Origin of the sequence: Sphingomonas sp. HMP6, assembly GCF_013374095.1 — a bacterium.
GTDB lineage: Bacteria > Pseudomonadota > Alphaproteobacteria > Sphingomonadales > Sphingomonadaceae > Sphingomonas.
This window is the reverse complement of record NZ_AP022672.1, coordinates 379115-393230: the sequence shown is the minus strand read 5'-3', so window position 1 is coordinate 393230 and position 14116 is coordinate 379115. Positions and strand designations below refer to the sequence as shown.

Annotated in this window: 12 protein-coding genes; 7 read left to right on the top strand and 5 right to left on the bottom strand. The window is 63.3% G+C overall.

The features are described from left to right. Positions 1-18 precede the first annotated feature (18 nt). The 5 genes from greA to HMP06_RS01880 all read right to left on the bottom strand — a co-directional run bounded on the left by greA (position 19) and on the right by HMP06_RS01880 (position 6276). Positions 19-495 carry a transcription elongation factor GreA gene (gene greA / locus HMP06_RS01900; protein WP_176495559.1) on the bottom strand — a complete coding sequence of 159 codons (477 nt, stop codon included), beginning with the start codon at positions 493-495 and terminating at the stop codon, positions 19-21. 81 nt (positions 496-576) lie between these two features. Then, positions 577-3900 (bottom strand): carbamoyl-phosphate synthase large subunit, encoded by a 3324-nt coding sequence (gene carB / locus HMP06_RS01895; RefSeq protein ID WP_176495558.1) that lies wholly within the window; start codon positions 3898-3900, stop codon positions 577-579. A 1-nt stretch (position 3901) separates the two neighbouring features. Beyond that, positions 3902-4288 (bottom strand): ribonuclease E inhibitor RraB, encoded by a 387-nt coding sequence (locus HMP06_RS01890; RefSeq protein WP_176495557.1) that lies wholly within the window; start codon positions 4286-4288, stop codon positions 3902-3904. A 51-nt stretch (positions 4289-4339) separates the two neighbouring features. After that, positions 4340-4894 carry a hypothetical protein gene (locus HMP06_RS01885; protein ID WP_176495556.1) on the bottom strand — a complete coding sequence of 185 codons (555 nt, stop codon included), beginning with the start codon at positions 4892-4894 and terminating at the stop codon, positions 4340-4342. A 26-nt stretch (positions 4895-4920) separates the two neighbouring features. Continuing rightward, positions 4921-6276 carry a carbamoyl phosphate synthase small subunit gene (locus tag HMP06_RS01880; protein ID WP_176495555.1) on the bottom strand — a complete coding sequence of 452 codons (1356 nt, stop codon included), beginning with the start codon at positions 6274-6276 and terminating at the stop codon, positions 4921-4923. A gap of 118 nt (positions 6277-6394) precedes the next feature. Here HMP06_RS01880 and HMP06_RS01875 point away from each other — a divergent pair, with 118 nt between their 5' ends. From HMP06_RS01875 to HMP06_RS01845, 7 genes are all read left to right on the top strand, one after another. Then, on the top strand, positions 6395-6862 hold the full coding sequence (locus HMP06_RS01875) for a GatB/YqeY domain-containing protein (protein ID WP_176495554.1): 468 nt from the start codon (positions 6395-6397) through the stop codon (positions 6860-6862). A gap of 73 nt (positions 6863-6935) precedes the next feature. Next, a complete protein-coding gene (locus HMP06_RS01870) occupies positions 6936-7346 on the top strand; it encodes an endonuclease domain-containing protein (RefSeq protein WP_176495553.1) in 411 nt (136 codons plus the stop codon). Further along, positions 7343-9232: a DNA primase gene (gene dnaG, locus HMP06_RS01865; protein WP_176495552.1), complete on the top strand. Its 1890-nt coding sequence runs from the start codon at positions 7343-7345 to the stop codon at positions 9230-9232. The genes HMP06_RS01870 and dnaG overlap by 4 nt, the downstream gene beginning before the upstream one ends. After that, on the top strand, positions 9232-11268 hold the full coding sequence (rpoD, locus tag HMP06_RS01860; RefSeq protein WP_176495551.1) for an RNA polymerase sigma factor RpoD: 2037 nt from the start codon (positions 9232-9234) through the stop codon (positions 11266-11268). The genes dnaG and rpoD overlap by 1 nt, the downstream gene beginning before the upstream one ends. A 145-nt stretch (positions 11269-11413) precedes the next feature. Beyond that, a complete protein-coding gene (locus HMP06_RS01855; protein WP_176495550.1) occupies positions 11414-12301 on the top strand; it encodes a hypothetical protein in 888 nt (295 codons plus the stop codon). A 164-nt stretch (positions 12302-12465) separates the two neighbouring features. Beyond that, positions 12466-13128 (top strand): DUF6975 family protein, encoded by a 663-nt coding sequence (locus tag HMP06_RS01850; protein WP_176495549.1) that lies wholly within the window; start codon positions 12466-12468, stop codon positions 13126-13128. A gap of 69 nt (positions 13129-13197) precedes the next feature. Continuing rightward, on the top strand, positions 13198-14046 hold the full coding sequence (locus HMP06_RS01845; RefSeq protein ID WP_176495548.1) for an AAA family ATPase: 849 nt from the start codon (positions 13198-13200) through the stop codon (positions 14044-14046). Positions 14047-14116: the final 70 nt, after the last annotated feature.

The following is a 14116-nucleotide window of genomic DNA, read 5'->3' as shown; positions in this document are numbered from 1 at the left end:
CTAATCGCTCGCCGCCGCTTAGATAAATTCAATCTTCGAAACAACGTAATAGCGGTCACCCGACGGTACGGTCACTTCGACTTCGTCCTCGAGCTTGCGCCCGATTAGCGCGCGCCCGAGCGGCGAATTGTACGAGATACGCCCGCCCTTGGCGTCCGCCTCGGTCTGGCCGACGATCTGATATTTCACCGGCTTGTCGTCTTCGTCGAGCAAGGTCACCGTCGCACCGAACACGACCTTGTCGCCCGACAATTCCGTCGGGTCGATCACTTGCGCGCGCGACAATTTATCCTCGATGTCGCTGATCGAGGCTTCGATCTGGCCCTGCCGCTCCTTGGCGGCGTGATATTCGGCATTTTCAGAAAGATCGCCGTGCGCGCGCGCTTCCTCGATCGCGTCGACGATGGTCGGCCGCTCCGCCTTCAGCCGTTTCAGGTCCGCATTGAGCCGATCATGGCCCTCTTGCAGCATCGGCATCTTCTCAACGGTAGCCATCCCTGTCGTCCTTCGTCTTCAAAATCACCCGGTTGGCCGGTCCGTTCTGGACCTGCCCGCACGCTGTTCTCATGTGGGGGATTAGGTGTGCGAGTGCGAATAATAGGATTGCAACGGCTTTACTTCAAGGCTGCGCGTCGAAAGCGCGACGATTGCCTTCGCCGCCTCGACGCTGGCGGGCGCAGTCGTGAAGTATGGAATCTTCAACGACAGCGCCGAACCGCGGATCGGCGAGCTGTCCTTCAGGCTCTGCCAGCCTTCGGTCGTGTTGAAGATCAAATCGATCCCGCGATCCTTGATCCGGTCAACGATGTGCGGCCGCCCCTGCGCGACCTTGTTGACGCGCTCCACGGTAACGCCCTGGGACGTCAGATAGTCCGCAGTTCCCGACGTCGCGACGATCGTGAATCCGTGCTCCGCCAATGCGCGGACGGCGGGCAGGATCACCGGCTTGTCGCCATCCTTCACGCTGACGAACACTGCGCCGCTTTTGGGCAGTACGGTCCCAGCGCCCAATTGCGACTTGGCGAAGGCGAGCGTGAAGTCGGCATCGATTCCCATCACTTCGCCGGTGCTCTTCATCTCTGGCGAGAGCACCGGATCGACACCGGGAAATTTGTTGAACGGGAAGACCGCTTCCTTGACCGCATAATAATCGATGTGCCGATCGATCTTGGGGAGGTCGGCAAGCTTCTCGCCCGCCATCACGCGCGCGGCGATCTTGGCGATGGGTGCGCCGATCGCTTTGGCGACGAACGGCACCGTGCGGCTGGCGCGCGGGTTGACCTCGATCAGGTAAACCAGGCCCTCCTTCACCGCGAACTGGATGTTCATCAGGCCAACGACCGACAGCGCCTTGGCCAGCGCCACGGTCTGGCGTTCGATCTCGGCAATGACCTCGGCGGACAGCGAATAGGGCGGGATCGAGCAAGCCGAGTCACCCGAATGTACGCCCGCTTCCTCGATATGCTGGAGCACGCCCGCCACCGTCACGTCGGTGCCATCCGAGATCGCATCGACATCGACTTCGATCGCGTCGCGCAGATATTGGTCGATCAGGACGGGGGAGTCGCCCGACACCTGCACCGCCGTCTGGATATATTCCTCGAGCTGCGGGCGACCGTCGACGATCTCCATCGCCCGCCCGCCGAGCACATAGCTCGGCCGCATCAGCACCGGATAGCCGATCCGCTCGGCCACCGCGACCGCCTCGTCACGGCTGCGGGCGATGCCGTTGGCGGGCTGGCGCAAACCGAGCTTGTTGATCAGCGCGGCGAAGCGCTCGCGGTCCTCGGCCAGGTCGATAGCGTCGGGGCTGGTGCCGAGGATCGGGATGCCCGCATCCTGCAGTGCCTGCGCGAGGTTGAGCGGAGTCTGCCCGCCAAACTGCACGATCACGCCGTGGAGCGTGCCGTTCGACATCTCGACATGCAGGATTTCCAGCACGTCCTCGGCGGTCAGCGGGTCGAAATAGAGCCGGTCGCTCGTGTCGTAATCGGTCGACACCGTCTCCGGATTGCAATTGACCATGATCGTTTCATAGCCCGCGTCCCCAAGCGCAAAGCAGGCGTGGCAGCAGCAATAATCGAACTCGATCCCCTGCCCGATCCGGTTCGGCCCGCCGCCCAGGATGACGACCTTCTTGCGGTCAGTCGGCTGGCTCTCGCATTCGGGCTCGCCGAAGCTCGGGGCTTCATAGGTCGAGTACATGTACGGCGTCTTGGCGTCGAATTCCGCCGCGCAGGTGTCGATCCGCTTGAACACCGGCCGCACGCCAAGCTTGTGGCGCAGCGCGCGCACTTCGGCCTCGGTCGTGCCGCCGGTCATCGCTTGGACGACGTCGTGGATCAGCCCGCCGCGTGCCATCGGCCGCTCGCGCAGATTGGCGGAATTGAGCGCGAGGAAGGCGAGCCGTTTGTCGCTGAAGCCCATCGATTTGAGCCGCCGCATCCCCGCCGCATCGCGCGGCAGGCCGTCGGTCGCGACTTCCTTCTCCGCCGCGACGATTTCGGCGATGCGTTCGATGAACCACGGATCGAACTTCGCCAGCGCGTGCACCTCGGCGACGGTGAAGCCCTCGCGCAACGCCTGCGCCGCGACCAGCAGCCGGTCGGGCGTCGCCACCGCCAGCGCCGCCTCGATTTCCGCGCGGGGAGCCCCCACCAGCCGGTCGACCATGTTGAAGCCCGACAGCCCGGTTTCCAGCCCGCGCAATGCCTTTTGCAGCGATTCGTGGATGTTGCGCCCGATCGCCATCACTTCGCCGACCGACTTCATCGCGGTCGACAGCACGTTGCTCGACCCCTTGAACTTCTCGAACGCGAAGCGCGGGATCTTGGTGACGACGTAGTCGATCGTCGGCTCAAACGCCGCCGGGGTCGCGCCGGTAATGTCGTTCATGATCTCGTCGAGCGTATAGCCAACCGCCAGCTTGGCGGCGACCTTGGCGATCGGGAAGCCAGTCGCCTTGGACGCCAGCGCCGAGGAGCGCGAGACGCGCGGGTTCATCTCGATCACGATCAGCCGCCCGTCCGCCGGATTGACCGCGAACTGCACGTTCGATCCGCCCGTCTCGACGCCGATCTCGCGCAGGCACGCAATGCTCGCGTTGCGCATGATCTGATATTCCTTGTCGGTCAGCGTCAGCGCGGGCGCGACGGTGATCGAATCGCCGGTGTGGACGCCCATCGGATCGACATTCTCGATCGAGCAGATGATGATGGCGTTGTCGGCGCGGTCGCGCACGACTTCCATCTCATATTCCTTCCACCCGATCAGCGATTCCTCGATCAGCACTTCGGTTGTCGGCGAAAGATCGAGCCCGCGCCGCACGATTTCCAGGAATTCCTCGCGATTATAGGCGATGCCGCCGCCCGACCCGCCCATCGTGAAGCTCGGGCGGATGATCGCCGGGAGTCCGGTCTTCTCCAGCCCCGCAAGCGCCTCCTCGACCGAATGCGCGATCGCCGAGCGCGCGCTTTCGAGGCCGATCTTGGTCATCGCGTCCTTGAACTTCAGCCGGTCCTCGGCCTTGTCGATCGCCTCGGCATCCGCCCCGATCATCTCGACCCCGAATTCCGCCAGCGTGCCATCGTTGAACAGCGCCAGCGCGGTATTGAGCGCGGTTTGCCCGCCCATCGTCGGCAGGACGGCGTCGGGCCGCTCCTTCTCGATGATCTTGCGCACGATCTCCGGCGTGATTGGCTCGATATAGGTCGCGTCGGCCAGCTCGGGATCGGTCATGATCGTCGCCGGGTTCGAATTGACCAGGACGATGCGATAGCCATCCTCCTTCAACGCCTTGATCGCCTGCGTGCCCGAATAATCGAACTCGCACGCCTGGCCGATGACGATCGGCCCCGCGCCGATGACGAGGATGGTGGAGATGTCGGTGCGTTTCGGCATGTTATTCGGTTCCGTCCTCGCCAGTGCCGTCCTCAGCCCCATCTTCGGCTGTGCAGCCCCAGCCGTCATATTCCACGTCATAGGCCTGCTCGATCTGCAGGCAGAGCTTGGTCAGCCCCTTGATCGCGGCATCATCGGTGGTCTGTTCGCGCATCAGGAACAGGCACACCTCGCCGTCATCATCCTCCTCGCGCTCGATCACTTCGAAGCCGAGCTCGGCGGCTTCTTCCTCGAGCTTGTCGAGCGCCTCGTCATCGCCGCGGAAGCTGACATCGACCGGGCGCACGATCTCGGTACGATCGCCATTCTCGCGCAGCGACGCGAGCACGTCCTTGTCGGCGGCCCATTCCTCTTCGAGGCGTGCGGGGGAGACTTCGGGGAGGGTCATTTAGGAGCCTTTTTTGTAACAAACGCAATGACTTTTGGTAGTCAAGCCATTCTAAAAAACTTTAGCTTCATGTAGTATCCAGAGCAGGGTGGCGACCGCTACGAGTGCACCAACCCAAGCACCCCAAGCACCAAACCAACCAGCTTTCGTAGCAGACTTTGAATCCGGAATAACGGGTGCCGCGACTTCCACCTTTTGCTCCGTGTGCGGAGAGAAATTGTTGTGGATGTGAATAGGCTGAACGGGTGACTGATCGACGTATGGAGCCGGCGAAACCCCGGGTGCATTAGGTGCCCTAAGAGCTTCCTGGGGGATCGCTTCAGAAAAGCCTATCGCGCCTGCCTTCTCAATCCACTGGGTGTTCTCACCATCCTCATGCCGCTCGAAATTTTGCTCTACGTAAAGCAATCCCTTGCGGCTAATGACAAATCCAGATGCCGTGAAATTGTCGAAACTACCCGAAACTAATCCCAGTTTTTGCAGGTGCTGAAGACCGGCACTTACTCTAACTTCACCAGCACCGCTTATTTTGGCCGACAACTGACGGACCTTAAGACGACCAGTACAGCGCTCCGATTCTTCGTAGAGAATCAGCAGTATACTCATCTCCAGGTCTTCTTGCCGCCCCGCCATCAGGTCATAGCCCCCAACATCCCCACAAACCGCTCGAACAGATACAGGCTATCCTGCGGCCCCGGGCTGGCCTCGGGGTGATATTGCACGCTGAACGCCGGGCGATCGGTCAGTTCGATTCCCGCATTCGAGCCGTCGAACAGCGACACGTGCGTCTCGCGCGCCGTCTCCGGCAGGCTCTCACGTTCGACCGCGAAGCCGTGGTTCATGCTGGTGATCTCAACCGCGCCGTCGCTGAGGCGCTTGACCGGGTGGTTGGCGCCGCGATGGCCCTGGAACATCTTGGTTGTTTGTCCGCCGACCGCGAGCGCGAGCAATTGGTGGCCGAGGCAAATGCCGAACAGCGGCTTGCCGGTGTCGAGCAGCTGCTGGATCACCGGCACGGCGTAGACGCCGGTCGCGGCGGGGTCACCCGGGCCGTTCGACAGGAAGATGCCGTCGGGGGCGAGTGCGATGATCTGGTCGAAGCTGGCGGTCGCGGGGACGACCGAGACGTTTGCGCCTGCGGCCACGAGGTTGCGGAAGATGTTGCGTTTGGAGCCGTAGTCGATGGCTACGACGTGGGGGCGCTTCTTCTGCTCCCCCTTCCCGCTTGCGGGAGGGGGTTGGGGGGTGGGCGCGCGCTCCGTCTCAAGCGTATCGCTGGTGGAGGTCGGGAGCCCACCCCCAGCCCAGTTCGGGGTCGGATGTGCCCCCGGCACATCCTCGACAGCGCGGGGCGCTGTCGACCCCGAACTCGCAAGCGGGAGGGGAGCAGCAGAATCATACCCCAACCCCAACCGCCAGACGCCGCCGTCCCAGCCATAATCCATCGCGGTCGTCACCGCGATCGCGAGGTCCATGCCTTCCAGCCCCGGCCACGCCTGCGCCTGTGCCAGCAATGCGGGCACGTCGAACTCACCCGAGGCCGAATGCGCGATCACACCGTTGGGCGCGCCGCCGCCGCGGATTTTCCGCGTCAACGCACGCGTATCGACGCCGGACAGTCCGATCCGCCCGTGCTTCGCCATCCACGCGTCGAGTCGCTCGACGCTGCGGAAATTGCTCGGCCCCGTCACATCCTCGCGCACGATCATGCCCAGCGCGTGCGGATCGTCCGCCTCCAGATCGTCCGGGTTCGCGCCGACATTGCCGATATGCGGGAAGGTGAAGGTGATCATCTGCCCGGCAAAACTCGGGTCGGTCATGATTTCCTGATAGCCCGTCATCGCGGTGTGGAAGCACACCTCGCCGACCGCTGCGCCCTCCGCGCCGAAGCCGCGGCCCCAAATCACTTCGCCGGTGGAGAGCACCAAAACGCCGGTCGCACCCTCCGGAGCTTTGGCAGGCGCGGTCACAGGTTTGGCGTCGGCCATTGCGGCGGGCACTCCTCAGGTTCATCGATGTCGCTAAGCGCCGTCGGTTAGAAGCGCAGAGCGGATGCGTCAATCGCATAAACCCGCTAGCGTCGCCCACCACCGAAAAGGACCGAGAATGATTCGCGACGACATCAAGGCAGCCCTCATCACCGCGATGAAGGGCGGCGACAAGGAAGGTACCGCCACGCTGCGCCTCATCCAGAGCGCGATCAAGAATCGCGACATCGAAGCGCGCGCGCCGCAATCGCGCGACGGCGTTGCCCCTGCGGACGACGATACGCTGGTCGTCGAAGTGCTGCAGAAGATGGTGAAGCAACGCCGCGAATCGATCGACATGTTCGTCAAGGGCAACCGCCAGGAACTCGCCGACAAGGAAGCGGCCGAAGTTGCCGTGATCGAGCGATTCCTGCCGCAGCAGATGGACGAAGCGGCAACGGCGGCGGCGATCGAGGCGATCAAGGCGGAGCTTGGCGCGACGGGCATGAAGGACATGGGCCGCGTGATGGCGGAGCTGAAAGCGCGCCACGCGACGACGCTGGACATGAGCAAGGCGAGTGCTGCGGTGAAGGCGGCGCTTTCGTAAAAGCGCCCCCTTTCGCGAGAGGGCGCTTATCAAACTGCCCTCCCGCTCGCGGGAGGGGTTGGGGGAGGGCCTGTTGGACAAAGCAAGCAAGCGCCCGACCTCCAGGTCCCGCGAATTGCGGGCCAACATGACGGATGCCGAACGCCGCTTGTGGGCATGCCTGAGTGCTCGGAAAGTCGGCGGCGTGCGCTTCAACACCCAATTTCCAATCGGGCCATTCATTTGCGATTTCGTCTCGCGCGGCGCAAAGTTGGTGATTGAAGTCGATGGCGGTCAGCATGCAGACTCGGAACGGCACGACGCGGCGAGAACGCACTATATTGAGCAGCAAGGGTATCGTGTGATTCGGTTTTGGAACAACGACGTGCTCAACAATATTGACGGCGTAGTCGCTGAAATCAGCCGCGTGCTCGCGGACATGCCCTCCCCTAACCCCTCCCGCGAGCGGGAGGGGGACCGCGTAGCGCGTGCGCAAAGGCCATGACCCTCTCCCCCCAATTCCTCGACGAACTGCGCAGCCGCACGCTGCTCTCCACGCTGATCGGCCGCACCACCAAGCTGCAAAAGGCCGGGCGCGAGTGGCGTGCGTGCTGCCCGTTCCATAATGAGAAGACGCCGAGCTTCTATGTCAATGACGACAAGGGCTTCTACCATTGCTTCGGCTGCTCGGCGCACGGCGATGCGATCCGCTGGATGACCGATCAGCGCGGCCTCCCCTTCATGGATGCGGTGAAGGAACTCGCCCAGGCGGCGGGGATGGAACTGCCCGCGATGGACCCGCGCGCCGCCGAGAAGGCCGAAGCCGCAAAGGGCCTGCACGAGGCGTGCGCCGATGCTGCGACATGGTTCACCGATCAGTTGAACGGCCTGACCGGTGCCACCGCGCGCGACGTGCTCGTCAAGCGCGGGATCAAGCCCGAGACCGCGCGCGCCTTCGGCCTCGGCTTCGCGCCTGATTCGCGCAGCGGCCTCAAGACCGCGCTGAAGGACTATGGCGATCCCCTGCTGGTCGAGGCGGGGTTGTTGATCCAGGTCGAGGAGAAAGCGCCCTACGACCGCTTCCGTGGCCGCTTGATGATCCCGATCCGCGATCCGCGTGGGCGTACGGTGGCGTTCGGCGGGCGCATCATCGGGGATGGCGAGCCGAAGTATCTCAACTCGCCGGAGACCCCGCTCTTCGACAAGGGCCGCATGCTCTTCAATCTCGACAAGGCCGCGCCTGCGTCGCGCAAGGCCGGGCGGCTGATCGTGGTCGAGGGCTATATGGACGTCATTGCGCTCGCCCAGGCGGGGTTCGGCGAAGTGGTCGCGCCCAACGGCACCGCGGTGACCGAGGCGCAACTGGAGCGCATGTGGCGCTTGAGCGACGTGCCGATCCTATGCCTCGACGGCGACAGCGCAGGGCAGAAAGCCGCAATCCGCGCCGCGCATCGTGCGATGCCGCTGCTCGCGCCCGGACGCAGCCTCGCCTTCGTCACGCTGCCGCAGGGGCAGGATCCCGACGATCTGGTGCGCCAGAAAGGCCCGGCGGCGTTCGAGGCGCTGCTGAAAGAACCCGAGCCGCTGGTCGATCGGCTATGGGCGAGCGAACTCGCCGCCGAACCGCTCGACACGCCCGAACAGAAAGCGGGCCTCAAGGCGCGGCTCGCCGATCTCGCCAAAACCATCGCCGACTCGAACGTCGCGCATGAATATCAGGCCGAATTCCGCCGCCGTTTCGACGAGACGTTCCGGCCGCAACGCAAGGCGTTCGAGCCGCGCGCGCCTTTCGTCCCGCAAGCGCGCGGGAGCCGAAAGGCTGGGCAGCAGTGGAAACCCGCTCACGGACCAGTTGGCCAAGGTGCGAAAAACATCCAAGCCCATGGCATCGATAGCACGTTGACTCTGCCGGTATTAGCCGGCCTGCTACGTTACCCTTCGGAAATCGTTCGGCATATAGGCGAACTCAGCAAGCTTCGAATCACCGATGAGCGGCACGCAAATCTCTTAGATTCGATGCTAGATTTGGCCATGGACGAACAAGCGCTTGATAGTGAGCGCCTTCTCACCATATTGGCAGCCTCTGGATTTGATATAATCACGCAAGGCCTGTTGCGGGCTGACAAAATGATGTGTTCGTTCACGCGAAGGGATGCCGACCCCATACGGGCACGCGAGGACCTTGATGAGGCGATCGCCGTTCTTGTGGCATGGCCGGAAGTGGAAGCGGCTTTGTCCGAAGCGACAGACACGATGAAAGCATCTTTTTCGGAAGAATCATACGAGCGACAGCAATCGCTCGTAAATGAAGAACAGGCCTTGCGTGCGCGGCTTGCAAATCTGGTGCAGTCGAACGAAGACGCCAGGGCTTTTAGTACTGAGGGCAGTTAATGGCGAAGACGGATATGGCGGACGCAAGCGAAACCATCGAGGGTAGCGATGCGCCGCTGATCGATTTGAACGATGCCTCGGTCAAGAAGGTGATCGCGCGCGCGAAGAAGCGTGGGTACATCACCTACGACCAGCTCAACGAAGCGCTGCCGCAGGGCGAGATGACGTCGGACCAGATCGAGGACATGAGCGCGGCTTTGTCCGAAATGGGCATCAACATCGTCGAAAATGACGAGCAAGGCGAGGATGGCGACGAGCCCGCCAAGGCCGAGGACGACGATGATGCCGAGCCGGTCGATGCGTCCGAGGATGCCGGCCCCGCGCTCGACGTAAAGAAGAAGGAAGTGATCGACCGCACCGACGATCCGGTGCGGATGTACCTGCGCGAGATGGGCGCGGTCGAACTGCTCAGCCGCGAGGGCGAAATCGCCATCGCCAAGCGGATCGAAGCCGGCCGCGACACGATGATCCTCGGCCTGTGCGAATCGCCGATCACCTTCAACGCGATTATCGATTGGTCGACCGCGCTCAACGAAGGCACGATGCAGTTGCGCGAGATCATGGATCTCGATGCGATGCTGTCGAAGGACCCCGCGCCAGAATCGCTGACCGATGAAGACGCCGAAAATGGCGGGGAAATCAGCGCGAAGACCGCCGGCCCGAGCTTCAAGGAAGAGGAAGAGCCCGAAGAGGCGCCTGCCGAGGAAGAAGAGGATTCGATGCAGGAGCGGCGCACGCCGCGCCCGTCCGATGATGAGGAAGAGGACAACACCCTTAGCCTCGCGCAGATGGAAGAGCAGCTCAAGCCGATCGCGCTCGAACGCTTCGCGAGCATCACCGCGCTCTACAAAAAGTTCAGTAAGGTTCAGCAGACACGACTCGACGCAATGGCGGCGGGCGGCGAATTGTCGGCGGCGGATGAGCGCAAGTATCAGAAGCTGCGCGAGGAACTCACCGCCGAGGTCGAGAGCGTCCAGTTCCACAATGCCAAGATCGAATATCTGGTCGATCAGCTCTATGCCTTCAACCGGCGCCTCACCGCGCTGGGCGGCCAGATGCTGCGCCTCGCCGAGCGCCACAAGGTGCCGCGCAAGGATTTCCTCGATCGCTATATCGGGCATGAACTCGACGAGCAGTTCATTCCCTCGGTCGCCAAGATCGACAAGAAATGGACCGCTTTCGTCACCAACGAAGCCGATGCCGCCGACCGCATCCGCGTCGAAATCAGCGAGATCAGCCAAGCCACCGGCATGGCGCTCACCGAATTCCGCCGCATCGTCAACATGGTCCAGAAGGGCGAGCGCGAAGCCCGCATTGCCAAGAAGGAAATGGTCGAGGCGAACCTGCGGCTCGTCATCTCGATCGCCAAGAAATACACCAACCGCGGGCTGCAGTTCCTGGATCTCATCCAGGAGGGCAATATCGGCCTGATGAAGGCTGTCGACAAGTTCGAGTATCGCCGCGGCTACAAGTTCAGCACCTACGCCACCTGGTGGATTCGTCAGGCGATCACGCGCTCGATCGCCGATCAGGCGCGAACCATCCGTATTCCGGTGCACATGATCGAGACGATCAACAAGCTTGTGCGCACCAGCCGCCAGTTCCTCCACGAGCAGGGCCGCGAGCCCACGCCCGAGGAAATGGCCGAGCGTCTGTCGATGCCGCTCGAAAAGGTCCGCAAGGTGATGAAAATCGCCAAGGAGCCGATCAGCCTCGAAACGCCGATCGGCGACGAGGAAGACAGCCACCTCGGCGACTTCATCGAGGACAAGAACGCGATCATCCCCGTGGATGCCGCGATCCAGGCGAACCTCAAGGAAACCGTCACCCGCGTCCTGGCGAGCCTCACCCCGCGTGAGGAACGTGTGCTGCGGATGCGCTTCGGCATTGGCATGAACACCGATCACACGCTCGAAGAAGTCGGCCAGCAATTCTCGGTGACGCGCGAACGCATCCGTCAGATCGAAGCCAAGGCGCTGCGCAAGCTCAAGCACCCCAGCCGCAGCCGCAAGATGCGCAGCTTCCTCGACCAGTAAGCGCCCCGGCGGCGGGCACGTCCCGCCGCCGCCGTACCCTGACTGGTCGCCGCGCCACCGCCGCGAAGGTTGCATTTTCCGCAAGATTGCTCCGATTTGGAGCGATATTGTGACGCAGGTGCGGGGGTCGATTATCCTTTTGGGGATGATGTCTCCCGCGCCGCGCCCCGAACAGATCGTCACTTCGTCCGACCTCGTTCGTCATTTCGGGCTGTGGCAGGAACGTGCCGCGCGTGCGCCACTCTACATCCTGCACCGCGGGCGTCCGCGCTTCGTGCTCACTTCGATCGAAACGATGGATGCGCTGTGTGCGACGCATACACCGCCCCTCCCCCCGCGCGCCGCCGGGGTCGATGCGACCGCGTTACTCGATGGCATGCGCGATTTGGCGGTGATGGCCGACCAGGACGGCATAATCACAGCGTCTAGCCGAACGGCGCGGGCGCATTTCGGCGCGACGGTCGCGGCGGGTGCCGCAATCGACATGATCGCACCGCCATCGACCCGCGCTTTCCTGACCGATGCGATCCGCCGCGTACTGGCATCGGGAATCGGGGATAGCCTTGATATCCCGTCGGCCACGCGCGCGGGGCGCGTGTTGTCGCTCGCGATCGAGCCGGCAGGTTCGGGCGTGGTGCTTTTCGCGCAAGATGGCACGCCCGAACGCGAAGCCGCCCAGGCGCTGGCCGGCGCGCAAGCGCTCGACGCTGCCCTGCTCGCTGCAACCGGCCTGGCGTGCGTAACGATTAACCCGCGCGGCTATGCAGTCGACCCGAGCGCCACGCTCGCTGCAATGACCGGCCTGACGCGCGACGCTTTGACGATGATTCGCTTCGTCGCATTGGCCGAGATCGGCGCGCGCGTGGCGCTCGGCGCAGCGATCGAACAGGCGATGGCGGGCAAGACCCCTGCCCCACTGCACGTCGGCCTGCTCGTCAACCGTGCCGATCCGGTAACGGTACGGATCGGCCTTGCCCCGTTGCGGATCGGCACCGCGATCACCGGCGTAACGGCCGTCTTGGTAGCGGGCTGACCAATTTCTCGGGCGCTCCGCCCCGCGACGAACCTGGTTTAGGTACACTTAACCGCGCCTACACCAGGTCTTTACGTGCTTCGGTATATCCCTTGCTCCACTGCTTGCCATTCGGGTGAGACCCGGCGCGGAGGCGCCGGTCGGGAAAGGACGAAACGGGGGTCATGGCGATCGCATCGACACAGCTTAAACCGACCCTTGAGGCAGGTAGCATCGCGGCGCTGGCGGCAAGCGACGGGTGCGCGCATCATCCGTTGCTGCGCCGCCTTACCCTGCCTGCCGTGGCAGGGCGCGATCTCGCCGATGCGGTGCACGCGTTGTGTGCGGTACACGGCCGCCTGACCGATCTGTTCGAGGAAGCTGCTCGCCGCCCGGTCGCCGACCTCGATACCGCCTGGCTGACCGATGCGACCGCCGCCTTTGGCATCGAACGCGCCTATCTCGCTCGCCTCACTGCTGCGGTCGGCCCGCTGCCTTCCACCCCCGGCCAGGCCGAAAGCGACGCGGCCTTTGCATCGCAACGCCATGCTTTCGACATGCTCGCCCGCTCGGATCGGGCGGGGTGCTCGATCGGTGCGGCGCTTGCACTGGTAATTGACTGGCATGCCTTCCACCGGATCCTCGACGCGGCGGCGCACCGTGCGGGCGTCCCCATCGTGACCTCGCAACTGCCAGATGAAATTGCGGTCGCGCAGATCGCAACCGCAGTCGGTCCCGCGGCACCGGTGCGTCGCGCCATGGCGTTCGGCGCGCAGCAGATCTTCGCGCAACATCGCGGCCTGTGCGACCTGATCGAGGCCCGCGCCATCGCGCGCGACGCGCTCTAGCCTGCTTGCACAAGCGGCGTATTTCCCGCTACCGCCGTACCCGCTATTCAAAAGAACGGGACGGATGCGATGAAACGGTTCGAAGGCACGCAAGGCTATGTAGCTACCGATGACCTGAAGGTCGCGGTCAATGCTGCCGTCACGCTTCGCCGCCCGTTGCTGGTCAAGGGCGAACCTGGCACCGGCAAAACCGTCCTGGCCTATGAAATCGCCAAGGCGCTCGATGCCGAATTGATCGAGTGGAACATCAAATCCACGACCAAGGCGCAGCAGGGCCTGTACGAATATGATGCGGTCGCGCGCCTGCGCGACGGTCAGCTTGGCGACGAGCGCGTTCATGACATCGGCAATTACATCCGCCGCGGCAAATTGTGGGAGGCGTTCACGCGCGACAAGCCACCTGTCCTGCTGATCGACGAGATCGACAAGGCCGACATCGAATTCCCCAACGATCTGTTGCAGGAACTCGATCGGATGGAATTCCACGTTTACGAAACCAAGGAAACGATCCGCGCGGTCGAGCGCCCGATCGTCATCATCACGTCGAACAACGAGAAGGAACTGCCCGACGCCTTCCTGCGTCGCTGCTTCTTCCACTATATCAAATTCCCCGATCGCGAGACGATGCAGGCGATCGTCGACGTCCACTTCCCCGGCATCCAGAAGATCCTGGTCAACCGCGCGATGGACATTTTCTACGACGTGCGCGACGTGCCCGGCCTGAAGAAGAAGCCCTCGACCTCGGAGTTGCTCGACTGGCTCAAGCTGCTGCTGCACGAGGACATGCCGCTCGACGTGCTGCAAAATCGCGATCCGACCAAGGCGATCCCGCCTTTGCATGGGGCGCTGTTGAAGAATGAGCAGGATGTGATGCTGTTCGAACGGTTGGCGTTTATGGCCCGGCGAACCAAGGGCTAGCGCAGCTAGCCCGCGGCGCAAAGCGGCCGGGCCGGCCGGCGGTGCCAAGGCACCGACCGACGGCGTGGCT

Coding starts and splice junctions, on each gene's coding strand:
- greA (WP_176495559.1), bottom strand. CDS start 495: ATGGCTACCGTTGAGAAGATGCCGATGCTGCAAGAGGGCCATGATCGG.
- carB (WP_176495558.1), bottom strand. CDS start 3,900: ATGCCGAAACGCACCGACATCTCCACCATCCTCGTCATCGGCGCGGGG.
- HMP06_RS01890 (WP_176495557.1), bottom strand. CDS start 4,288: ATGACCCTCCCCGAAGTCTCCCCCGCACGCCTCGAAGAGGAATGGGCC.
- HMP06_RS01885 (WP_176495556.1), bottom strand. CDS start 4,894: ATGAGTATACTGCTGATTCTCTACGAAGAATCGGAGCGCTGTACTGGT.
- HMP06_RS01880 (WP_176495555.1), bottom strand. CDS start 6,276: ATGGCCGACGCCAAACCTGTGACCGCGCCTGCCAAAGCTCCGGAGGGT.
- HMP06_RS01875 (WP_176495554.1), top strand. CDS start 6,395: ATGATTCGCGACGACATCAAGGCAGCCCTCATCACCGCGATGAAGGGC.
- dnaG (WP_176495552.1), top strand. CDS start 7,343: ATGACCCTCTCCCCCCAATTCCTCGACGAACTGCGCAGCCGCACGCTG.
- rpoD (WP_176495551.1), top strand. CDS start 9,232: ATGGCGAAGACGGATATGGCGGACGCAAGCGAAACCATCGAGGGTAGC.
- HMP06_RS01855 (WP_176495550.1), top strand. CDS start 11,414: ATGATGTCTCCCGCGCCGCGCCCCGAACAGATCGTCACTTCGTCCGAC.
- HMP06_RS01850 (WP_176495549.1), top strand. CDS start 12,466: ATGGCGATCGCATCGACACAGCTTAAACCGACCCTTGAGGCAGGTAGC.
- HMP06_RS01845 (WP_176495548.1), top strand. CDS start 13,198: ATGAAACGGTTCGAAGGCACGCAAGGCTATGTAGCTACCGATGACCTG.